The organism is Metamycoplasma hyosynoviae, from assembly GCF_004365165.1.
In the GTDB taxonomy this organism is placed as follows: domain Bacteria; phylum Bacillota_I; class Bacilli_A; order Mycoplasmatales; family Metamycoplasmataceae; genus Metamycoplasma; species Metamycoplasma hyosynoviae.
Genome location: NZ_SOCH01000002.1, coordinates 118339 through 142585, shown reverse-complemented (window position 1 = coordinate 142585; position 24247 = coordinate 118339). Strand labels below are relative to the sequence as shown.

At 31.6% G+C, this 24247-nt stretch carries 14 protein-coding genes, 2 tRNA genes, 2 rRNA genes and 1 pseudogene; 18 read left to right on the top strand and 1 reads right to left on the bottom strand.

Going from position 1 to position 24247, the window contains the following annotated elements:
* Positions 1-17: 17 nt before the first annotated feature.
* Positions 18-902: a hypothetical protein gene (locus tag JN03_RS08420; protein WP_134076453.1), complete on the bottom strand. Its 885-nt coding sequence runs from the start codon at positions 900-902 to the stop codon at positions 18-20.
* Positions 903-2130: 1228 nt separating this feature from the next.
* Between JN03_RS08420 and JN03_RS08415 the strand changes: the two genes are divergently transcribed.
* The 18 genes and pseudogenes from JN03_RS08415 (at position 2131) to JN03_RS08400 (ending at position 24233) form a co-directional block, all read left to right on the top strand.
* Positions 2131-4362, top strand: coding sequence for a putative immunoglobulin-blocking virulence protein (locus JN03_RS08415; RefSeq protein WP_036444653.1), 2232 nt, complete (start codon positions 2131-2133; stop codon positions 4360-4362).
* A gap of 108 nt (positions 4363-4470) precedes the next feature.
* Positions 4471-5583, top strand: a complete 1113-nt coding sequence (mnmA, locus tag JN03_RS00535) for a tRNA 2-thiouridine(34) synthase MnmA (protein ID WP_036443777.1) — start codon at positions 4471-4473, stop codon at positions 5581-5583.
* Between the two features lie 34 nt (positions 5584-5617).
* A complete protein-coding gene (gene alaS, locus JN03_RS08410; protein ID WP_134076452.1) occupies positions 5618-8275 on the top strand; it encodes an alanine--tRNA ligase in 2658 nt (885 codons plus the stop codon).
* Complete coding sequence (gene ruvX, locus JN03_RS00525) at positions 8268-8693, top strand: Holliday junction resolvase RuvX (RefSeq protein ID WP_036441904.1); 426 nt, start codon at positions 8268-8270, stop codon at positions 8691-8693. The genes alaS and ruvX overlap by 8 nt, the downstream gene beginning before the upstream one ends.
* On the top strand, positions 8693-9019 hold the full coding sequence (locus JN03_RS00520) for a hypothetical protein (protein ID WP_036443772.1): 327 nt from the start codon (positions 8693-8695) through the stop codon (positions 9017-9019). The genes ruvX and JN03_RS00520 overlap by 1 nt, the downstream gene beginning before the upstream one ends.
* A complete protein-coding gene (locus JN03_RS00515; protein WP_134076451.1) occupies positions 9019-9738 on the top strand; it encodes a BC85_0335 family putative methyltransferase in 720 nt (239 codons plus the stop codon). The genes JN03_RS00520 and JN03_RS00515 overlap by 1 nt, the downstream gene beginning before the upstream one ends.
* Positions 9739-10209: a transcription elongation factor GreA gene (gene greA / locus JN03_RS00510; RefSeq protein WP_036441895.1), complete on the top strand. Its 471-nt coding sequence runs from the start codon at positions 9739-9741 to the stop codon at positions 10207-10209. It abuts the gene before it with no gap.
* Between the two features lie 364 nt (positions 10210-10573).
* Positions 10574-12091: ribosomal RNA gene (locus JN03_RS00505) — 16S ribosomal RNA — on the top strand.
* Positions 12092-12296: 205 nt separating this feature from the next.
* A 23S ribosomal RNA gene (locus JN03_RS00500) occupies positions 12297-15205 on the top strand.
* Together the 16S and 23S rRNA genes with 2 tRNA genes alongside form the textbook arrangement of a ribosomal RNA operon.
* Positions 15206-15333: 128 nt before the next feature.
* Positions 15334-15408, top strand: a tRNA-Cys gene (locus tag JN03_RS00495).
* A gap of 4 nt (positions 15409-15412) precedes the next feature.
* Positions 15413-15489, top strand: a tRNA-Arg gene (locus JN03_RS00490).
* A gap of 129 nt (positions 15490-15618) precedes the next feature.
* On the top strand, positions 15619-16647 hold the full coding sequence (gene hrcA / locus JN03_RS00485; RefSeq protein ID WP_036441892.1) for a heat-inducible transcriptional repressor HrcA: 1029 nt from the start codon (positions 15619-15621) through the stop codon (positions 16645-16647).
* Positions 16637-17455, top strand: coding sequence for a nucleotide exchange factor GrpE (locus tag JN03_RS00480; RefSeq protein ID WP_036441889.1), 819 nt, complete (start codon positions 16637-16639; stop codon positions 17453-17455). Before hrcA ends, JN03_RS00480 begins: the two co-directional genes overlap by 11 nt.
* 113 nt (positions 17456-17568) lie before the next feature.
* Positions 17569-19344 carry a molecular chaperone DnaK gene (gene dnaK / locus JN03_RS00475; RefSeq protein WP_036441886.1) on the top strand — a complete coding sequence of 592 codons (1776 nt, stop codon included), beginning with the start codon at positions 17569-17571 and terminating at the stop codon, positions 19342-19344.
* Positions 19345-19621: 277 nt separating this feature from the next.
* Positions 19622-20569 (top strand): annotated as a pseudogene (gene rpsB, locus JN03_RS04260) (30S ribosomal protein S2); the annotation flags it as partial.
* Positions 20570-20882: 313 nt separating this feature from the next.
* Positions 20883-21761, top strand: coding sequence for a translation elongation factor Ts (gene tsf / locus JN03_RS00465; RefSeq protein ID WP_134076450.1), 879 nt, complete (start codon positions 20883-20885; stop codon positions 21759-21761).
* A gap of 49 nt (positions 21762-21810) precedes the next feature.
* Positions 21811-22578 (top strand): DUF2779 domain-containing protein, encoded by a 768-nt coding sequence (locus JN03_RS08405; RefSeq protein ID WP_134076449.1) that lies wholly within the window; start codon positions 21811-21813, stop codon positions 22576-22578.
* A 56-nt stretch (positions 22579-22634) separates the two neighbouring features.
* On the top strand, positions 22635-24233 hold the full coding sequence (locus JN03_RS08400) for an MATE family efflux transporter (protein ID WP_134076448.1): 1599 nt from the start codon (positions 22635-22637) through the stop codon (positions 24231-24233).
* Positions 24234-24247: the final 14 nt, after the last annotated feature.

The window sequence follows — 24247 nt, the reverse complement described above, 5'->3', positions numbered from 1 at the left end:
TATAGGAACAATAGGTTTTATTGATTAATGTGCTTTTTAAATCATTCAGTATTTACTAATTCTTTGATGAATTCTATTTCTAATTTTGCTAATGTCTCAACTTTAGGAACTATTCTCAAGTAAGTAAGTTCAAATAATTTTTTAGCCATATCTCAATCTTCTTTAGGAATGAAAGTTTCAACTATCAGATTTAAAATTTCTTTAACTTTTGTAAATGCTTCTTTGGCGATTTCTTCAATTACTTCAACTAATTTGTCATAGTTTATTTTTTGAGTTTGTGCATCATAAACTTTTGCAAGTTTTTCAATAGAAATATTAAGTGTTGTTTGTACACCTAAAAAGAAAGTAATTTGTCAAGTAGGTTTAGCTTCAAAATCAGTTAAAACATCAATTGCTTTTTCCTTTGTTATTTTTTCAGTTTCCAAGTATTCTTTAATTTTGGTGTCGTTATTAACAACTAGTTTCACAATGTCTTTGTAAATGTTAATAAAATCTTTTGGCAAAAATTCAGTTGGTTGATTAGGATTGAACTCATTTAATTTACTTAAGTATTCAACAGTTTTTTTAGAAAAATCTTCATAGTATTTTTCTACTTCTTTCGTGATATTAAATTCTTTGGCTACTTCAAAAAATGATTTCGATGATTCTTCAATAATCTTATTTATTTTTTCTTTTATCTTATCTGTGAATAAGCCCTCTAATTCTGGATTTGCCTTTATAGCTAGGGAAATTTGGTCATTTACTTTCTTTTGAACTTTTATATGTTCATATTTATTTTGTTCTTGTTCAATAACTTCTGGATTTTTTCCAGGACAAGATTTTGAAACTAATGCAACTGATGATGCAAATAGTGTTAGTGAACCTAAAACTCCAGAAAAAACAATTTTTTTAGTATGCTTCATTTATCCTCTTTTTTTGGCTTTTGCTGTTTATTATATTTTACTACAAAATAGCCTGTTTTGATATCTTAGAGATAGTCGTTACATTGGTTTTAAAAATTGATGTCATCTGTAATGAAAGACATATTTTATTCATAGGGATAACATCTTTGATTTGATAAAATGTTGATTATGTTTTTATTAGATAAATATATCTATAAATAATAGTGTAGCTGCAAACAAAAAATTATTAGAATTTTTTTCTATTTTAAAGCAAAGAATAAAAATATAAAATTTAAAATTTTCCTTTATATAAGGCGAAAAATAAAAAATTACTATTTAATTTATAATAAGACAAAAAAACACTTTTACCTTTTTAAAAAACCAGTATTTTAATCTATTTTTTAGCCACTTAAATATTGCCTTATAATTACTCAATTTTTATTGTATATAACTATAATTTTTGATGTGAATTTAGATTAATAGTTTAAATATGAAATAGATAATTAATGAGTTATTTGAGAAAATAAAACTAAATTTATTTATCAGCATTTATGGGAGGGACAAATTAAAGTTTGTTGTAAGATTTAATGTTTAAATTTATATTCAAGAAATCTAAAAATAAATTTTCAAAAAAAGAAAACTCGATTTAAACAATATTTAATTTGAAGATATTTTCATAATCAAACAATTCCAAATGGTAAGAATTATATTCATTAAAATTTTTGTAGGTATAAATGTAAAAATTATCTTTAATAAAGGCAAAATGTTAAATGGGCAAGAGTATAAAATTAAAAAAAATTGTTGATTATTAATGAGCTAATTCACTTAATAAAAAGTTAAATACAATAATAATTCTAAACTTGTAGATTTCTTCAAAAATCATAGCCTTAAATTGTGAGTATGCGCAATTAATTTTGATGCAAAATTTTTAATTTATATTTTATTTCTTAAAAGTTTTGACTTATTTTGAACACAACAATCTTGAAAAATAAAATAAAATTAAGAAATTTTAATAATCAAGTTTTAAACAAAATATTTAGGAAATACTTTACTAAATATTATATATTTAGTAAATATCCAAAAAAAATGGGTTTTTAGAGGTAAAAATATAAGTTTATAAAAATTTTTACAATTTATAATCTCATTTCAAACAAACTTTTTGCATATTTGGATATAATAGTTTGAATTTTCAATTGAAAAATATAATAAATTACAATTTATGCATAAAAAAGAATAGGACACTACACTTATGAGGATATTCAAAAAGAAAAAGGCTAAATTAGCATTGGTAGGATCATCAGCTTTTGTTGGTTCACTTATTACTATTGCAAGTATTTGATATTTATCGCAAGCCAAAAATACAAATTCAGTTAAATTAAACCTAAGAGACCCGCAGATGAAGATTCAAAAAGGAGATCTTGATTTAAACAATGCAAACCCAAGTATTACTGACCAAAATATTCCTAAGATTATAAAAATAGTAGATGAAGTAAAACCTGCTGAGCCTAAACCTATACCAAATCCACCAACACCTATAGCTCCAGAACTTGAACCTTTGCCTAAACCAAAACCACCTGTAGTAACTCCTATTCCTACTCCTATACCTAAACCTCCAGTTGAAAAACCCAAACCTAAAGAAAATGAAGAAATTAAAGTAACTCATAACAAGAGAAAAATTACGATCTTTGGTGTTCAAGTTGAAGTTGATGTTGAAGAAAGAGCTAAAAGAGTCTATAATCCTAGTGACGTCCAAAAAGGAATTACCAATCTAAATCCATATTATAGTGAAATTGCTTTTAAAATTACTAACGTTGAAGTAACTGAAGAATTAATTAACAAAAATATGGAACATGCTAAACAAGGGTTAGGTCACGTTTTTCCTGGAATTCAAGATCTTCCGGAAGATGATACTGAAAAATTTAAATGAGAAGAACATATTAGAAATAATCGCCCTTGATTTGATAAGCAGCTTTGAAAATTCAAAGATTTTATTGACGCACAAGGCGACAATATAGTAAATTGATTCAAAGAAGAATTTAAAGGTGATTGACCAAAAATTAAAGCTGAACCTAATGAAATTAAAAAAATGGTTTTAATTGTTAAACGCCTAGATATGTCTAAGTTCAAAAAATTATCTAATAATGCCGAAAAGTACTTACGTCAAGGTTTAACAGCTGATGATGATAACGTTTTCATAAATAAAGACGGCGAAATTGATTCAAGATCATTTTCTCCATTTCCTGGATCAAATAGTACTTTTGAAAGAATTAAAAGAGATAATCAAGATAAAAGAGTGTTTGGTTTTGATTCTGAAATTCACAATTTCAAGCGTCCTTCAAATTCTATTATGACGGGTGATTATCCAGGTTGAAAACGAACTAAAATTTGACCTGAAAATGATGAAAGATTTAAAGATCTTGGAATTGGAAATACTGATGGTATTGAAATTCACCAACTAAAAAGAGAAAAAGAACAAGAAGGCAAATTAAATGAAGGAATTGTCATAACAATCGATTTCTCTAATGAAGCTGGATATCAAAAATCAAAAGAAATCATCAAAAAATTAAAAGATAAAAAAGTTGAAATTACATCATATCGTTTCTTAAACGTTGGCAAAATTGATGCTAACCAAAAAATGGGTGAAATAGTTCAAGAACTTCCTGATGTGTTGCCTCAACTTGAAGTATTCTTTGAAACAATGAATACCGATGCCTTGAAGTATTTAGAAAATAAACATATTAAAGAACTCTCTTTAATTACTACTGGTAATTCACTTCGTGATGAGTGAACTATTAACCCATTTGGACTAAAAAAGGTTGAATGAGTTAACACTGTTGACTATAATGTAAGTTCAGACTATTCTAAATGAAGTCGTATTGCTACAAGAATTACGTTTGATACTATAGGTTTTGATGAAGAAGATGAAAAATTAAATAGAATTAATGATGGTTTAAGAATGGTATATTTTGTTAGAAACAATGAACCATTCTTCCAAGGTGGATTGGGACCTGGATTAAGTCCTGACCATAACGAAGGTGAAAATAGTTGACCTTTAGGTCTTGATTTGAGTAAAATTAAATCGAGAAAGTCATTGCGTGGATTAATTTTTAATGATGAATTAAAACCTTCAAATGGTACAAGAAAATTAAAACGTTTAACTTTATATAACGATAGTAATACATTTGAAATTGATGCTGATGAGTTAAATAATTCACAATTTGCTGACATTATGATAACTAAACAACCACAAATGCCTAAGACCAAAATCTTCTTTTCTAACCGTCAAACAAGATTTATAAAAATTAGTGGTAAATCAGGTCCTTTAACTGAACAAGGATTTAGACACTTAAAAGTATTACTAGAATATGGTGATGGTTTGAAACGTGACACAGTTAAAACTGATAATGAAGAAATAGCTAACTTCTTAAAAGCTCATGGATTAAATGTTGATGCTTCACAAGATGATAACGAATATAACTAAATAACGCTATACTAGCTTTCACAAAAGTTTCACAAAAAATATAAGACAAATGCAAATTACCAATATAATATTCTTAAATTTGCATTTTTGTTTTTTTATGGAGATAAGGTGAAAAAAAGAGTTGTATTAGGGATGTCAGGTGGCGTAGATTCTAGCGTTTGCGTACATCTATTATTAGAACAAGGATATGAAGTTATAGGACTTTTTATGCGTAATTGAGATTCTTTTACAAATAATGATTTTTTAGGTAATCAACATATTTCACAAGATATTTGCCCACAAGAACAAGATTATAAAGACGCTCAGGCTGTAGCAGATCAATTTAATATTAAATTGTATCGTGTTGATTTTGTAAAAGAATATTGAGATAATGTTTTTCAATATTTAATTGATGAATACACAAAAGGTAGAACTCCTAATCCTGATATTTATTGTAATAAATATATAAAGTTTCATCATTTTGCAAATTATGCTTTTGAAACTTTAAAAGCAGATTATATAGCTATGGGACATTATGCAAAACAAGAAAATGGAATGTTATATAAAGCAAAAGATTTATCAAAAGATCAATCTTATTTTTTAGCTCAGCTTAGTTCAACACAGCTTCAAAAAGTAATTTTTCCACTTGCAGATTTAACAAAAGAAGAAGTACGCAATATTGCTAAAAAATTAAAACTAAAAACTGCTGATAAAAAAGATTCAACAGGTATTTGTTTTATTGGCGAACGTAAGTTCACAGAATTTTTGAAAAACTATATTGCAGCAATGCCTGGGAATATTATTGATATTGCTACTAACCAAATTGTTGGAACACACACTGGTGCTATGTATTATACAATTGGTCAACGCAAAGGACTATCACTTGGCGGCTTTGAAAAACCTTATTTTGTTGTAGGACACAATATTCATAAAAAAATTTTATATGTAGCAAATGATGATCATCCCGAATATTTGCAATCAAATAAATTAATAGCAACTGATGTTAATTTCTTGCAAGCTTCTTATGAACCACAAAAACTTACTGCTAAATTTAGATATCGTCAAAACGATATTCCTATAACTTTAAAAACATTAGAAAATAATTCTATATCCATAGAATACCCACTAACAGAAGCAGTTACACCAGGTCAACAAGTGGTAGTTTATGAAGGTGATAAAGTAGTTTGCGGCGGAGTAATTGACAAAGTATATTTAAATTCAAAATTAAAAAACTATCTATAAAAAAACTATAATATAAAGCAACAATGGAGGGCAAATGACTTCAAAAGAAATAAGACAAAAATGATTAGATTTTTTTGCTTCAAAAAACCATATGGTTATAGAATCAAAATCTCTAATTCCTCAAAATGATCCATCACTTTTATGAATTAATTCTGGAGTGGCAACTTTAAAAGATTTTTTCAGTGGAAAAAAAATTCCACCTGCAAAAAGGTTGACTAACTCTCAAAAATCAATTAGAACCAATGATATTGAAAATGTAGGTGTAACCGCAAGACACCATACATTTTTTGAAATGCTTGGTAATTTTTCAATTGGGGATTATTTCAAAAAAGAAGCTATTGCCTTTGCTTATGAATTTATTTTTGATGTTTTAAAATTTGAAAAATCAAAAATATATATCACTTATTTTTCAGAAGATAAAGACACTTACAATGAGTGAATAAAATGTGGCATTAGTAAAGAACATCTAATAAAAGGAACAAGAGATACTAATTTCTGAGATGTTGGCCAAGGGCCTTGTGGACCTGACACAGAAATTTTTTATGATCGTGGTGAAAAATATGACAAGCGCGGTATTGAACTTTTAAAAGATGATATTGAAAATGACCGTTATATTGAAATTTGAAATATAGTATTTTCACAATTTAATAATGATGGTGAAAATAATTACACTGAACTTGCTACAAAAAATATTGATACTGGAGCCGGTCTTGAAAGAATTACTTCTATAATACAAGATGCTCCTACTAACTTTGATACAGATTTATTTTTACCTATCATTAGAGAAATTGAAAGATATACATCTTATAAATACGACATTCAAAACTATTTCACTAAAAATCCTGAACAAACCAAAATAAATACTTATTTTAAAATTATTGCCGACCATATGAGAGCAAGTGTTAACGCTATAAATGATGGTGTAGTTCCTTCTAATGTAGGACGTGGATACATTATTCGTCGTTTAATAAGAAGATCATACCGTGCTATGCTTTTACTTGGAATTGCAAAAAAATCTTTTTTATATAAGCTTACAAAAATAGTTAAAGACTCACTAATCTATGATGTTGATGTTCCAAGGGTTGAAAAGGTAATTCAAGAAGAGGAAATGCTTTTTGCTAAAACTATTTCATCTGGTGAAAAATTAATTGAATCTGAACTTGCAAAAAATGGTGAAATCACCATCAAAATTGCTTTTAAAATGTTTGACACTTATGGTTTTCCGATTGAACTAACAAAAGAAATTTTGCAAGAGCGTAAAATCAAATACACTTGAACTGATAAAGACTTCCAAAAATATATCGAAAAACATCAAGAACTTTCAAGATCTAATATAGAAAAAGGAATGGACAAAGTTATTAATTCACTTAGTTTAATTCCTGGTCTAGTTTCAGAATTTGTAGGATACGACACATTAGAAAACAAAAGCGAAATTTTGTACTTATTAAATGAAGAAACTTCAATTACCAAAACTAATAAAGAAGACATCTCTTATTTAATATTGAAACAGACTCCATTTTATGCAACAAGCGGTGGTCAAAATCATGACTTTGGTTATATGAAACAAGGTTCTAACAAAATCGAAGTTTTAGATATTTTTAAAGATAAACACTGAAATCATATTCATAAAGTAAGAGGAAAAATTGATTCAAGCAAGCCAATTGAATGCTATGTTGATAAATTAAAACGTCAAGGTTTTGCTAGAGGGCATTCATCGACTCACCTTTTATATAATGCTATTAGAAAAATTTATCCAGGTGAAAAAATTGAACAACTAGGTTCAAATATTACGCCTGATCATTTCACTTTTGACTTTGGTTTAGATCACAAACCTACCAAAAATGAAATTAGAAAAATTGAAAATGTAATGCGTGAATATATTGCAATGCAAGCTAAAAGAACTTACATTGTAACTTCTATTAAAGAAGCTGAAAGATTAGGGGCTTGAATGACCATTGAAGAAAGTGAATATCATGATGCTAACAAAGTTAGAGTTGTTAAATTTGATGGTATTACACTTGACTTATGCGGTGGAACACATGCTGAAAATTCAAAAGATATTGAGGATTTCAAAATTATTTCAGTTGATTCTAAAGGTACAGGAGTTTATCGTTTGAGAGTAATAACTTCAACTCATGATGTTATTTCTTATTTAAAAGAACAGGCTCAAAAATATCAAGAATTATTATTAAATTTAATTAATATAAATAAAAAATTTGATTCTTCTTACACCCAAAAATTTGCTTCTAAAATTCCAAGCACAACTTCTGAACTAGAAAAACTTCTACTTGATTATGAAGCTCTGGAAACTAAAATTCGTGAAGATTATAAGACCTATTTAAAAGAAGAACAAAATAAAGTTGTTGAAGTAGATGCTTATAAATCGATTAAATTGAATGGTATTGATACATTCATCTTTTTTGCACCAAATGTTGGTGAAACAAAAAAAATAGCAGTTTCACTTCGTGAAAAATATGCTAATGCTCTTATTGTAGGCTTAAGTAAATTAGATACAAATTACTTTTTAGTAGTAGCTTCAAAAGAACACAATGCTAAATTAGTGTTTGATAAATTAACTCAAGCTCTTAATGGCAAGGGTGGTGGTAATGAGCTAATTTGTCAAGGTTCAATCCAACAAAGTTTAGATGAAACTAAATTAACTAAAAAACTGCAAGAGGTATTAAATGCGTAAATTGTGTCTTGACTTAGGAACTAAAACTTGCGGTTTTGCTATTTCGGATATGTCTGAGACTATTGCAATTGGTTTAGAAAATTTTTATTTCACACCAAAAAAATTTTCTGAAGTGATTGCTAAAGTTAAATGATACTTGCAGCAAAGTGAGTATCAAGGGCAAATTGATGAAATTATTTTGGGATATCCACTGCATATGAGCGGTGAAAAATCCGAACGTAGCATTATGGTAGAAAATTTTATGCAAATGTTAAAAAAAGAAATTTCACTCCCTATCATCTTAGAAGATGAAAGGCAAACTACTTTAAAAGCTATGGATATATTAAAACAAGCAGGATATAGTAAAACAAAAAGCAAAACAAAAAAAGATTCACTAGCAGCACAATTTATATTAGAATCATATTTGGAGAAACAATAATGGAAGAACAAGAGAAAATTAATATTTATACTGAAGATCGAAAAATTATTATTGGTAATAATGAACATAAAGCTGAGTTTTATGTGATGTTCTCTATAATTGAAGCAAATGTAGAATACCTTACTGTAACTAATGGTAAAAATTTATTTTTGGTTTTGAAAGATGATGAAAAAGCAAGTGAATATGTAGTTGTAGAAAATGAAGATGAAAATTTAGTATTTGAAGATTTGATTACTGAATTTTTAGAAAATAATGATGTTAAGGTTATTGATGATCCTAACACTCAACTTCTAACTATTTTCAAATCACAACAGGTAGAAGAATAATGAAAATTCCACCAAATGTAAAAATTGGGCTTGGTATTTCATCACTTGTAGTTATCATTTTAGTAATTGTTGTTTTAATTGTTATGCATTTTCTTAAAAAGAAAATCCACAAACAATATTTTAGTGTTGATGGTAAGCTTGAACTAGAAAAGCTAAAAATCAAAAATCCAAGCTACGGAATAATTTTGACTGGTCTTAAAAAATACTATGACACGCCTTTAAATGACACATTAGTAGCTTTTTCGACCAACACCATTTGTTTAAATGATTATAAAACCATTCTTTTGTATGACATTAATTCTTATTTGGCTAATTCAATTTCTATTTTATTGGAAACTTCAGTTAATCTAGTTAAACTTCCAAACTACATAGAAAATCAAAAGTTTTCAGAAGAAGATGAAAAATTAATTAATTCAAAATCTAGCGTTATTAAACAAAATCAAGATGAAATATTAACCGAAACTTTTGATCTTATTCTATATTTAAATAAAACCATAGAAAACCTACAACAAATAATTTCAAACTCTTTATCTCAAATGAAAGAAAAATCAATGCTATTAGTTTCATTTGACAAATTTAATGAGGTTAAAGAAATTAAAAACTTTCTAATACAAAATAACTTAAAGTATGAAACACAAAATTTTGAGGGCAAAAATATTATAATAATAGCTAACACTCAACAACCTACTGAAACAAATATTCCAAGCAAGGGAGAATAAATGAAAAAAACTGAAAAAATTTATTTAACAGAAGAAAGCCTAAGACAATATAAAGAAAGATATAAATACTTGCAAGAAGTAGCACGCCCTCAAGTAATTGAAGAAATTAAAGAAGCTCGTGGGCAAGGGGACTTATCAGAAAATGCTGAATATGATTCGGCTCGTGAAAAACAAGCTGCTATTGAAAATGAAATTATTCAAATTCAAGAAATCCTTGATAACTATGAAATTATTAAAGCTACTAAAAGTAATGAAATCAAAATTGGATCAACTGTAGAATATATCGACCTTCAATCAGAAAAAATTCACACTGTAAGTATTGTGGGATCATTAGATGCCGATCCTTTCCAAGGTAAGATTTCAAATACTTCTCCACTTGCAAAAGCATTAATTGGTAAAACTGTTGAAAAAAAAGACATTGAAGTTGATGGACCACACAAATACAAAATAAGAATTCTTTCAATTAAATAATCTAAACTAGCTGATTTATCACGCTAGTTTTTTTATTAATTTTTGTTGGGTTTCAACATAAAATCCAGGCTAAAAAAATTAATAAAGAATTTTGATTTATATAAAAAAGATTTTGATATACTTTTATTTGCTAATTTTGATAAGTTAGTCAAATAATTAACGTATTTTTATTAAAAATAACATTCTTAAAATTTGTTTTTCAAGAACAAAAATTGGAAAATAAATATTTTTAAAAATTTAATAAAAATTTATGTATAATTACAATTGCTATTTTTTTGAAATAGCCAAAAATAGTTCTTTGAAAACTGGGTACGAATACCATTAACGTCAATTTAATAATTTAAAAATAACACACAATCAAATTTTATTTAAGAGTTTGATCCTGGCTCAGGATGAACGCTGGCTGTGTGCCTAATACATGCATGTCGAGCGGGAGTAGCAATACTCTAGCGGCAAATGGGTGAGTAACACGTGCTTAATCTACCTTTTAGATTGGAATACCCAATGGAAACATTGGTTAATGCCGGATAAGTATGAAATCGCATGATTTCGTTATGAAAGAAGCGTTTGCTTCACTAAGAGATGAGGGTGCGGAACATTAGCTAGTTGGTGAGGTAATGGCCCACCAAGGCTATGATGTTTAGCCGGGTCGAGAGACTGAACGGCCACATTGGGACTGAGATACGGCCCAAACTCCTACGGGAGGCAGCAGTAGGGAATATTCCACAATGAGCGAAAGCTTGATGGAGCGACACAGCGTGCACGATGAAGGCCCTCGGGTTGTAAAGTGCTGTTGCAAGGGAAGAAAAAGCAGTTGAGGAAATGCAACTGAACTGACGGTACCTTGTTAGAAAGCGATGGCTAACTATGTGCCAGCAGCCGCGGTAATACATAGGTCGCAAGCGTTATCCGGAATTATTGGGCGTAAAGCGTTCGTAGGCTGTTTATTAAGTCTGGAGTCAAATCCCAGGGCTCAACCCTGGCTCGCTTTGGATACTGGTAAACTAGAGTTGGATAGAGGTAAGCGGAATTCCATGTGAAGCGGTGAAATGCGTAGATATATGGAAGAACACCAAAGGCGAAGGCAGCTTACTGGGTCTATACTGACGCTGAGGGACGAAAGCGTGGGGAGCAAACAGGATTAGATACCCTGGTAGTCCACGCCGTAAACGATGATCATTAGTCGGTGGCCAATCACTGACGCAGCTAACGCATTAAATGATCCGCCTGAGTAGTATGCTCGCAAGAGTAAAACTTAAAGGAATTGACGGGGACCCGCACAAGCGGTGGAGCATGTGGTTTAATTTGAGGATACGCGGAGAACCTTACCCACTCTTGACATCCTTCGCAAAGCTATAGAGATATAGTGGAGGTTAACGGAGTGACAGATGGTGCATGGTTGTCGTCAGCTCGTGTCGTGAGATGTTTGGTCAAGTCCTGCAACGAGCGCAACCCCTATCTTTAGTTACTAACGAGTCATGTCGAGGACTCTAGAGATACTGCCTGGGTAACTGGGAGGAAGGTGGGGATGACGTCAAATCATCATGCCTCTTACGAGTGGGGCTACACACGTGCTACAATGGTCGGTACAAAGAGAAGCAATATGGCGACATGGAGCAAATCTCAAAAAGCCGATCTCAGTTCGGATTGGAGTCTGCAATTCGACTCCATGAAGTCGGAATCGCTAGTAATCGTAGATCAGCTACGCTACGGTGAATACGTTCTCGGGTCTTGTACACACCGCCCGTCACACCATGGGAGCTGGTAATACCCAAAGTCGGTTTGCTAACCTCGGAGGCAACTGCCTAAGGTAGGACTGGTGACTGGGGTGAAGTCGTAACAAGGTATCCCTACGAGAACGTGGGGATGGATCACCTCCTTTCTACGGAGTACAATTGAAGTTATCCATACTTCTAGACTAAAGTTAATGGAACATATTCGTATCTAGTTTTGAGAGAATTATTCTCTCTTTTTGTTCTTTGAAAACTGAATTAGACATTGAAAAATTATCAAATTAATATTTCAAAGTTTAGATCAACCTATAGAATATTCAAAAATAGACAAAACAATAGGTCATACATATTAACTATTAAATGTACAAGAGTTTTTGGTGGATGCCTTGGGTCTGGAAGTCGATGAAGGACGTGATTACCTGCGATAAGCCTCGTTTAGTTGGATATAAGCAATGAGACGGGGATTTCCGAATGGGGAAACCTAATTGAGCTAATCCTCAATTGTCATATCAGTGAATCCATAGCTGAATGACGAGACACGCTGTGAATTGAAACATCTCAGTAGCAGCAGGAAAAGAAAATAAAGAATGATTCCCTTAGTAGTGGCGAGCGAACGGGGAAAAGCCCAAACCAACATTTGTTGTTGGGGTTGTAGGACTACTTACACGAAGTTGAACAAATATTTACATATAGCAGAAAGAGTTGGAATGCTCTGCCATAGGAGGTGAAAGCCCCGTAAGCGAAATGTGTAAATCTTCTAGTAGTATCCTGAGTAGGGCGGGGCACGTGAAACCCTGTCTGAATCTGCCGGGACCACCCGGTAAGGCTAAATACTAACCAGACACCGATAGCGAACTAGTACCGTGAGGGAAAGGTGAAAAGAACCCCGGGAGGGGAGTGAAATAGATTCTGAAACCAATTACTTACAATTAGTCAGAGCCCGTTAATGGGTGATGGCGTACATCTTGCAGAATGGACCGGCGAGTTATGTCAACATGCGAGGTTAAGCAGATTAAAGCGGAGCCGTAGAGAAATCGAGTCTGAATAGGGCGAATGAGTATGTTGATATAGACCCGAAACCAGGTGATCTACCCATGAGCAGGTTGAAGCTTAGGTAACACTAAGTGGAGGACCGAACCGCAGTACGCTGAAACGTGCCCGGATGACTTGTGGGTAGGGGTGAAATTCCAATCGAACTTGGAGATAGCTGGTTCTCCTCGAAATAGCTTTAGGGCTAGCGTGTAATGTTAAGCGATGGGGGTAGAGCACTGAATATGGGATGGCGGCGCCTAGCCGTACTGACTATAATCAAACTCCGAATACTGTCGTGTATCATTATGCAGTCGGTACATCGGTGATAACGTCGATGCACGCGAGGGAAACAACCCAGATCGTCAGCTAAGGTCCCAAAATTGTGTTAAGTGAGAAAGGTTGTGGAGTTTCTTAAACAGCTAGGATGTTGGCTCAGAAGCAGCCATCGTTTAAAGAGTGCGTAATAGCTCACTAGTCGAGAGATTCTGTGCCGATAATTCAACGGGACTAAAACACAATACCGAAGCTACGGGCAGTGATGCGTTAGAGGAGCGTTCTAAGGGCATTGAAGCTAGACCGTAAGGACTAGTGGAGCGCTTAGAAGTGAGAATGCCGGTATGAGTAACGATTCAAAGTGAGAATCTTTGACGCCTATTGGGGAAGGTTTCCTGGGGAAGGTTCGTCCACCCAGGGTTAGTCGGGTCCTAAGGCGAGGCCGAAAGGCGTAGTCGATGGATAACAGGTTAATATTCCTGTACTTTCTTGAATGTGATGGAGTGACGGGGGAGGATAGTTTTACCACAAACTGGAAGCGCAAGCAAATGTGGGGTAAGTATTTACTGGGTCGTGTAGGCAAATCCGCACGGCTTAACCGGAAGATATGACGCATAGTGAAATGGCAACAAAGTAACGAATTAAATGATTTCATACCTCTTAAAAAAGCTTCTAACTATAAATTCTGTGAAACCCGTACCGAGAACGGACACACGTCCCCAAGATGAGTATTCTAAGGCGAGCGAGAAAACCAATGTCAAGGAACTCTGCAAATTCATCCCGTAAGTTCGCAAGAAGGGATGCCTATGGTAAAACATAGGCCGCAGTGAATAGTAAGGGGGAACTGTTTATCAAAAACACAGCTCTATGCTAAGTCGCAAGACGATGTATATGGGGTGACTCCTGCCCAGTGCCCGAAGGTTAAGCAAAGGCGTTAGCTATGCGAAGCGTTGATGTGAAGCCCGGGTGAACGGCGGCCGTAACTATAACGGTCCTAAGGTAGCGAAATTCCTTGTCGGCTAAATACTGACCTGCACGAAAGGAGTAATTATCTCTTAACTGTCTCGACATTGGACTCGGTGAAATTATGGTTGCGGCGAAGACGCCGCATACCCGCATCTAGACGAAAAGACCCCGTGGAGCTTTACTATAACTTCATATTGGAGTTTGATTTAACTTGTGTAGGATAGGTGGGAGACTGTGAGACAAAGACGCTAGTTTTTGTGGAGTCATCGTTGAAATACCACCCTTGTTACGTTGAACTTCTAACTTGTTACCATTATCTGGTAAGAGGACAGTGTGTGGTGGGTAGTTTGACTGGGGCGGTCGCCTCCCAAAAGGTAACGGAGGCGTTCAAAGTTACACTCAGTACGGTCAGAAACCGTATTTAAGAGCATAAAGGTAGAAGTGTGATTGACTGCGAGACCTACAAGTCGAGCAGGTGCGAAAGCAGGACTTAGTGATCCGGCGGTTCTTCGTGGAAAGGCCGTCGCTCAACGGATAAAAGCTACCCCGGGGATAACAGGCTTATCTTTCCCAAGAGATCACATCGACGGGAAGGTTTGGCACCTCGATGTCGGCTCATCGCATCCTGGAGCTGGAGTCGGTTCCAAGGGTTGGCCTGTTCGGCCATTAAAGCGGTACGCGAGCTGGGTTCAAAACGTCGTGAGACAGTTTGGTTCCTATCTGATGTGGGCGTTGGAATATTGATGAGAGCTGTCCTTAGTACGAGAGGACCAGGATGGACAAACCGATGGTGTTCCAGTTGTTCTGCCAAGAGCATAGCTGGGTAGCCAAGTTTGGCAAGGATAACCGCTGAAGGCATCTAAGCGGGAAGCCTCCTCAAAGATGAATATTCCCTTTAAATTCCTTATAGACTATGAGGTTGATAGGTCGGAGGTGTAAGTGTAGTAATACATTCAGCTGACCGATACTAATAAATTGAGTGGTTTAATAGTAATTCTATAGAAGTGATATAAAATTAAGTCTAATTCAGTTTTCAGAGAACGAAAACAAATGCAGGATACCTGCATTTTATTTTTCATATTTTAACTTAAAATGTATTATAATAATACTTGCCTGTGTTGCCACCATAGCCAAACGGCCAAGGCATGGGTCTGCAACACCCTGATTACCGGTTCGAATCCGGTTGGTGGCTCCATAATGCGCCCGTAGCTCAATTGGACAGAGCGCTTGGCTACGGACCAAGAGGTTGCGGGTTCGACTCCTGCCGGGCGCGCCATTACGACACAATCGACCGAATAATAACCACTTTTGTGGTTTTTATTTTTCATTAATTTAGCAATTAAGTAAAAAAAGTGCTAATTGAGTGCTAAAATAATAGAGGTTATTTTCAATAAAAGGAGTATAAATGGCATTTGATTTTTCTTCTAATCACTTTGATTTGAGCGAAAAACAGAGAGAAATTTTTCGTTTAATTGTTGAAACTTATATAGAAACAGGTGAACCTGTAGGTTCAAAAAAACTTGTTGAAAGATGTATACTTTCATGTAGTTCTGCAACAGTAAGAAATATAATGAGTCAATTAGAAGAAGTAAATTTACTTGAAAAACCACATGTTTCTGGTGGTCGTGTACCTTCAACTTTTGGCCTTGAGTATTATGCAAAATATTTGGTTTATGATCCTAAAAAATATTTCAATCAAAAACTAGAAGATTTACTAGCCAAAAGAAGAATAAAAGTAGATGCTACTTTAGATGAAGCTGCACAAGTTATTAGTAAAATTGCAAATTTTACTGTTATTGCAACTGCCAATAATGCAAGCGAACTTTTAAAAAGTATTCAATTAACACCGCTTAATGAAAATAGCGCTGTAGTTGTACTTGTTACAAGTACGGGAAAAGTGGAAAGCAAATTATTTAATTATGATTCAAATGAAATTGAACTCAATGATTTAAAAATTGCAATTCGTTTGTTTAAAGAAAGATTAGTAGATACACCTTTGATTCAACTTTCAGAGAAAGCTGAATCACTTGTACCAATATTTTCAGAAAAAATCAAAAATTTTGAAGTTATTATTCAACAATTTATTAAAAATGTTTTTGTTTTTCAGGAAGAAACAAAAACCAAAGCTTATAACAAAGGCGCCATTATACTTTCAGAAAATATTAGTCGTGAAGATGTAAATAAAGTACTAGAACTCATTGAAAAACACTCTGTCTGAGAAGCAATTGAAAATAATCTAGACGAAGAAAATAATATTAAATTAGATCTTTCAAGACCTAATTTAAGTATAATTAGTAAAAAAATAGACTTTTCAAATAATGATAATATAAAAGAAATAAGTGTAATAGGACCTTCAAACATCAACTTCAATGAATCGTTTGAAGCAATTAATCTACTAGAAAAAATCATCAAGGAGAAGAAAAATGAAGATTAGAAAGTATGACTATGTTGAATTTACAATAGTTGAATATAAAAATAAAAAAATTCAAAAGACATTTCCTAAAGAAGTTATAAAAATATATATTGGACTTGATCCTTTTGATGAAAAAATTGAGAACTTTTTAATTGGGCAAGAAGCCGAAAAAAAAGACGAAATTTTAACCTTTGTAAATCCTAAAGATAAAAAAAATACATTTGAAATTAAACTGCTTAAATATAATAAAACACCTGACCGTTTTGTTAATTTCATTATGGAAATGAAATATTTTCAGATTCAAATGACTAATTTAGAAGAAAAAGCTAAAAATTTAGAAAAAAAATTAGCCGAAGAACAAACAAAATATGCCACAATGGAAACAGAATTTAAGAAACATATTGAATTAATGGAAGCAAAAGCACAGCAAACTATTCAAGAACATATTGCTAAAAATGACAACCATATGAAAACAATTATTTCTGAAGAAAAGAAATTTGCTCTGCAAAAATTTGTGGAAAACTTAATTGGACCTTTTGATAACTTTGAAGTAGCATTAAATCATTCACTTTCATCAACTAATGAAAGTGTAGCTGCTTATGCAAAAGGTTTTGAAATGCTGTATCAACAAATTCTTGGTGTCTTAGAAAGTTTTAGCATTACCAAAATAATTCCTGAAATTGGTGAAAAATTTAGTCCTGAAATTCATCAAGTATATGAACTTGTTGAATCGGATAAACCAAAAGATACTATCCTTGAAGTCAAGAATGTAGGTTATCGTTTGCATGATCGTACAATTAAACCTGCTTTAGTTGTAGTTTCTAAATAATCCTCTCCTATTACTTATTTATAAAAAAATAAAAATATTTTTAGCACTCTTTTTTATAAAGTGCTAAAATTTATTTTATGAAATTCTAATTAATAGTTTATTAAGGAGAAATTATGGCAAAAGAAATTATATTAGGAATAGACCTTGGAACTACTAACTCTGTAGTTTCTATTATAGAAAATGGTGTGCCAAAAATTTTAGAAAACCCAAATGGGAAAAGAACAACTCCATCAGTTGTAGCATTTAAAAATGGAGATATTATTGTAGGTGAAGTTGCAAAACGTCAACTCGAAACCAATCCAGACTGTGTTGCATCAATCAAAAGATTGATGGGTACTAGCAAAACAGTTCATGTAAATGGACGTGACTATAAACCTGAAGAAATATCAGCTTTAATATTAGGATATATGAAAGATTATGCTGAAAAGAAAATCGGACATAAAGTAGAAAAAGCTGTTATTACAGTTCCTGCTTATTTTGATAATGCACAACGTGAAGCCACTAAAAATGCTGGTACAATTGCAGGACTTGATGTAGTTAGAATTATAAACGAACCTACTGCAGCTGCGCTTGCTTATGGAATTGATAAAAAAGATTCTGATGAAGAAAGAATTCTAGTATTCGACTTAGGTGGGGGAACATTCGATGTTTCAATTCTTGAAAAACAAGAAGGAACTTATACTGTACTTTCAACATCAGGAGACAATAATTTAGGTGGGGATGATTGAGACCATGCTATTGTTGAATGATTAATTAATCAAATTAGAATTAATTATAACTATGATGTTACTTCAAATAAAATGGCAATGTCTAGGTTAAAAGAACAAGCCGAAACTGCAAAAATCACCCTTTCACAAAGCCTTGTTGCAAATATCAATATTCCATTCCTAGCAATGAATGAAAATGGTCCAATTAACGTTGAGCTAGAACTAAAAAGATCAGAATTTGAAAGAATGACTGAAAAACTAATTGCTAGATTAGAAAAACCATTGTTAGACGCTCTTTCACAAGCTAAACTAAAACCAAGTGATTTACATGAAGTTTTACTGGTTGGTGGTTCAACTAGAATGCCATTAGTACAAGAACTTGTTAAAAAGATTTTAAACAAAAAATTAAATACTTCAATCAACCCAGATGAAGTTGTATCAGCAGGTGCTGCTATTCAAGGTGGGGTTTTAGCTGGAGAAATCAATGATGTTTTATTAATCGATGTTACTCCTCTTACTCTTGGAATTGTAGTTGAAGGTGATATAGTAGCTCCTTTAATTAATAGAAATACAACAATTCCTGTAACCAAAAGCCAAGTGTTTTCAACTGCAATGGATAATCAAACAGCTGTAACTATTGTGGTTACACAAGGTGAAAGACAAATGGCAGCTGATAATAAAATCTTAGGACAATTTAACTTAGAAGGAATAGAACCAGCTCCTAGAGGTGTTCCACAAATTGAAGTAAGTTTTTCAATCGATGTTAATGGTATTACTAAAGTTACTGCAAAAGATAAGAAAACCAATAAAGAACAAACTATAACTATTCAAAACACTTCAAATCTAACCAAAGAAGAAATTGAAAAAATGGTTAAAGAAGCAGAAGAAAACCGTGAAGCTGACCAAAAGAAACGTCATAGTATTGAAGTAGTTGTACGTGCTGAACAAATCATTAATCAACTTGAAAAATCACTTACAAGTGAACAAGCTAAAATGATTCCAGAAGAACAACGTAAAGAAGTTGAAAAAGAAATTCAAGAGTTTAAAGATTTAGTAGCTAAAAAAGAAATTGACACTCTTGAAAAGAAGTTGAATGAATTTGAACAAAAAATGGCGCAAGTAATGGATGCTTTGAACAAGCAACAACCAAATAAAGACGACGACAGCAAAGACAAAAAATAATAAAATTATAAATCCTTAATAATTGCTCACTAAGTTTAGTGAGCATTTTTTTATTGGTCTAAAATTTTGTAAAATACACTTAAAAAAATTTGGCTTTTTATGATACAATAAAAAAGTACTTTTAAAATTATTTTAAAAACACAAAGTACTTGATTTTATTACACAAATGATTTAATCAAACACTATTATGAATTCAATTTGCGTGTGTTACATTAGTAATGCAAATTGTTAGAAATAATAGGAAGCATAACAAATTAAGGATTTTAATTATTTTACAATGGAAGAAAAAGACAAGAAAGTTGTAGTTGAAAAAGCTCTTGAAGCTAAAACTGAAGCTGATACAACATTAGAAAACGGAGAAGGACTTGAAGCCACTCCTGAAATAATTTCGAGAGAAAAATTATTAGAAGCTGGAGTTTATTTTGGACACCGTGCTTACCAATGAAACCCAAAAATGAAACAATACATTTATGGTAAAAGATTGGGTATCCACATTATTGATATTTCTAAGACCCAAAAAGCTTTGGAATATGCATACAAAATACTTTACAAAATGTGCCAAAAATCAGCTATTTCATTTATTTGAGTAGGTACTAAAAAACATGCTAAAAAAGCAATCGAAGATGCTGCTATGAGAACTAACTCAGTTTATGTAAATGAAAGATGATTAGGTGGAACTTTAACTAACTCACAAACTATTTTCAAATCAGTTAAAGAACTTGAAAGATTAGAAGAATTACAAAAAACTGAATATGAAGGTTATAGCAAAAAAGAAGGCCTTTTATTTGACAAGAAAATTGCTAAACTACAAAAGAACTTAAATGGTATCAGAAAATTAGCAACAAAAAACTCATTACCACAAGTTATGATTTGTGCATCGCCTATTGATGATGAAATTGCTATTAAAGAAGCCGCTAAAAAAGGTATCAAAATTTTTACCATTAATGATACTAACTCAAAACCTGATTTATCAGATTTTGTAATACCTGCAAACGATGACTCTGTTAAATCAATTACATTGATTTTAACAGTATTAGCTGATGCTATTTGTGCTGCAAAAGGTAATCCAGAATTATTTGCATACAAAAAAGATGAAGAAATTATCTTACCTGAAGATCCTAAAAAAGATCCAAATAAGAAAAATTTTGTAAAAAGACCATTTATGAAAAAAGAAGCAGATGACGCCCAAACTTCATCAACTGAAACTTCAACTCCTGCTACTGAAACTAAAATTGTGGAATCTAAACTAGTTGAAACTAAAGTAGAAGTTGTTGAAGAAGAAAAACCGGTAAAAGAAACAAAAAAAGTAACTAAAACCATAAAAAAAGAAGAAGCTACAGAAGAAGTAAAAGTAGAAAAACCTAAAAAAACTACCAAAGCTAAAGCAAAAGAAAAAGTAGAAGAAGTTAAAGAAACTAAGAAAACCACTAAAGAAACTACAAAAGAAAAAGCAGTTGCCGAAGTTAAAGAAGAAAAAGCAACAAAAGCTAAAACTACCAAAAAAGCAACTAAAAAAGAAGAAGTAAAGGAATAGTAAAATGGCTGTTGATTTAAATAAGTTAAAAGAATTAAGAGAACGCACAAATTCGGGTTTTCTAGATTGCAAAAATGCCTTAGAAGAAACTAACAACGATATTGAAAAAGCTATCAAATGATTGCAAGAAAAAGGTATTGTTAAAGCTGCTAAAAAATCTTCAAGAATCGCAGCTGAAGGAATTGTTAGGGCATATACTGAAGGTCAAACTGCAATTTTATTTGAATTAAATTCAGAAACTGACTTTGTGGCTAAAAATGAATTATTTTTAAATTTCGCCGCAAAACTTGAAAAGTTTTTAATTAATGCAAAATTTAAAACTATAGATGATGTTCTAAAATTAAAAATTGATGGATTAACCATTGAAGATCATTGTAAAGATTTAACTGCTAAAATTGGTGAAAAAATTTCTCTAAGAAGAGTAGAAAAATATACTGCTAAAAAACAAGAAGTTGTATCTTCATATACTCACGCAAATAATAGAGTTGCAACTATTGTATTAGTTGAAGGAAATAATGCTGAACAATTAAGATTTTTAGCAATGCATATTACTGCGCTAAATCCAACATATATGTGTGTATCAGAAATACCTAAAGAAGTTGTTAAACAAATTGAAGAAAAAATTTCAACAAGCCCTAAACTAGCTGGCAAACCTGAAAAAATTCAAGAAAGCATTAAAGCTGGTATGTTGAAAAAAGAATATAATGATTTAGGTGTATTAGAATACCAACCTTATGTTGTTGATGATTCATTAACTGTTCAAAAATTTTTAGAACAATCTAATTTGAAATTTCAAAAAGCAATTCGTTTTGAATTAGGTGAAGGAATTGAAAAAAAAATTGTAGACTTTGCAGCTGAAGTAGCTGAACAAATGAAACAATAAAATAGTAGTAAAGCACCTTTTCCTAAGGTGCTTTTTTAAAGGAATAAGTATGAACAAAAACGAAGTTTATATTGATTTTGAAGCAATCACTAATCCATTTGCAAGACTTTTAGATCTTCCAAGTGGTACTCCTTATGCTTATACACTTGGTCTTATTAATGAAAATAATACATTTGAAACTACTACCTTCATTATGGACTTTAACCAGCACAACAAATTAAGTTCTATTTGAACTATATTGCGTCGTTTTATTGTGCATGATATTCACAAAATCAATAAAACTTTAGATATCAAAGACATAGTCTTTGTTGGACATAATCCTGTTTTGGAAACCAATTGTATTAAAAAACTTTTTCCTAATAACACGGTTCGTGAATTGATTAGTAAGCAAACTATATCGCTTTCTAAATTAACTGCAAAAAAATTTAATACTATCTATTGAAAAAATACACGTAAGGTCTTACTTCCTCAAATTAAAGATTCAAGCGTTATGAAACAGACTATAGAAAATAATGGTGCATTAGCTTCATTTGCAGGTTATTGACTTTATACCAAAAGTATCAAGAACTTGCGTAGTAACGATAAAAAGTTAAAATACTTTTATGACCTTGATAAAAAAAGTTTAACGCGTGATCTTCGAAATTATTCTGCTGATGATGTTCATAAAATGATATTTGTTGAACAAAATCCAGAAGAAGCAAAAATTTTGATGCGTGAGTTAAGTTTGAAAAAGGATTTAATGAAAATCTTAAAGAACTTAAACTTTGATGATAATCTAACCATCAAAGAAATCAAAGAAAAAATTTGAACTTTGTAGTTTTATCACCCTAACTATAACTAAATCCAAATTAAAACATTCAAAAGGAGGAATTTATGACTAGCACAAAAGAAACTAAAAGTAGATGTAAGAATATTAAAAAACTTTTTCCACAGTCAAAAACTGATTGAATTTTGTATTTCAAAAAAACAGTACCAATCATAATTGGTGAAATACTATTTTGTATCAACGGATTCCTCGACAATTTTATGGTAAGCCATCATTCTAATGGTATTGATGCTTTGACTTATGCAAACACTTGAACTGGAATATTATTTGTTATCTTTTTTGCTATTCAAGGAATAGCAGCTATGTTTGTAGGCCAATATTACGGTAAAAAAGAATATGATAAACTCAACCAAATTATGAACTTACGGGTTTGAATATTCTTTGTTATTGCTATGTCGTTTTCAATTCCAAGTTGAATAGTTCCTCAGATGATGATAAAATCAGCTGCTGCCACTCCGCTTAGCGATAATACTATTGCGATGGCTAAACCTTATTTACTATTAATTACTATTTCTTGACTTATTTGTTCATATAACTTTAATACCAACATTATGTTAAATGAAGTAGGGCATTCTAATTATGCTCTAACTAGTGCAGTGTTTTCAGTTACAACTAATGTTACAATTAATGCAATTTTCTTATATGCTCTAAAAAAACCTATCTATTATGCAGCTATAGGATCGATTATTTCTAATATTGTTTGTACGATAAGTGATTCACTTTTTGCTTATTATAAAGATAGGAATATCTTTATAAATCCATTCAAACTATTTCATATAACTAAACCTATTGCTAAACAAATTTTAAGCAAAATCCCTGCAATGCTATTAATGATAGCTGCTATGATTACTATTCCTATTCGTATGATTTTATGGTCAAAAACATTTCCTGAAAATAGTATTGGTGAAAAATGGATGGGGATTAGTGGTGTGACCATTCTTGGACTTGTAGAAAATTTATCTAATGTAGCTGCTGCTACTACAAGTGCATGTTCTTCAAATGTTTCTTATTTTGTCGCAACTGAACTTGGAAAGGGTAATTTCAAGGAAGCTGAAAAACATGCATATCAATTAAAAGGCTTTCACACATTAACCGGAATAATAATGTCACTTGCTATGATTGGTACTGTATATGCTATAGCATATACACCAACTATTACTAAAGGTGTAGAAAATTCAGTTCGAACTTATTTTGAAGATCCTAATAATCTTATTAAAATAAAACAAGAATCTAAGTTACCAAATACTTGAACTTTAACTTCTAGTTTTTTAGATGAAAGAATAACAGTGGCTAAACAAGTATTTAGAAATAATTTCTTACATTCTAGCTTCACATTTATTTTAGTTAATCCATTATGATGTTGATTTTATACAGCAGCCGCTTTAATTAGATCAGGTGGACGTACATATTTAGGGTCTGTAACAATGCTTATAACTAATATGCTTTCTTTTGCATGACTTGTAATAGTTTTATTTGCTATTGTTAAATTTAACCCAACAATATCACTTCCATTAGCTTATTTTATCTTCTATATTTTCGATATTATTCGCTTTATTATATTCGAAATAGTTTTGCGTAAATCTAATTGAAAACAAAATATTACACTTGAAACTTCTGAAAATCCGCAAATTCAAATAGTTCAATAACCACATAGCTAAAA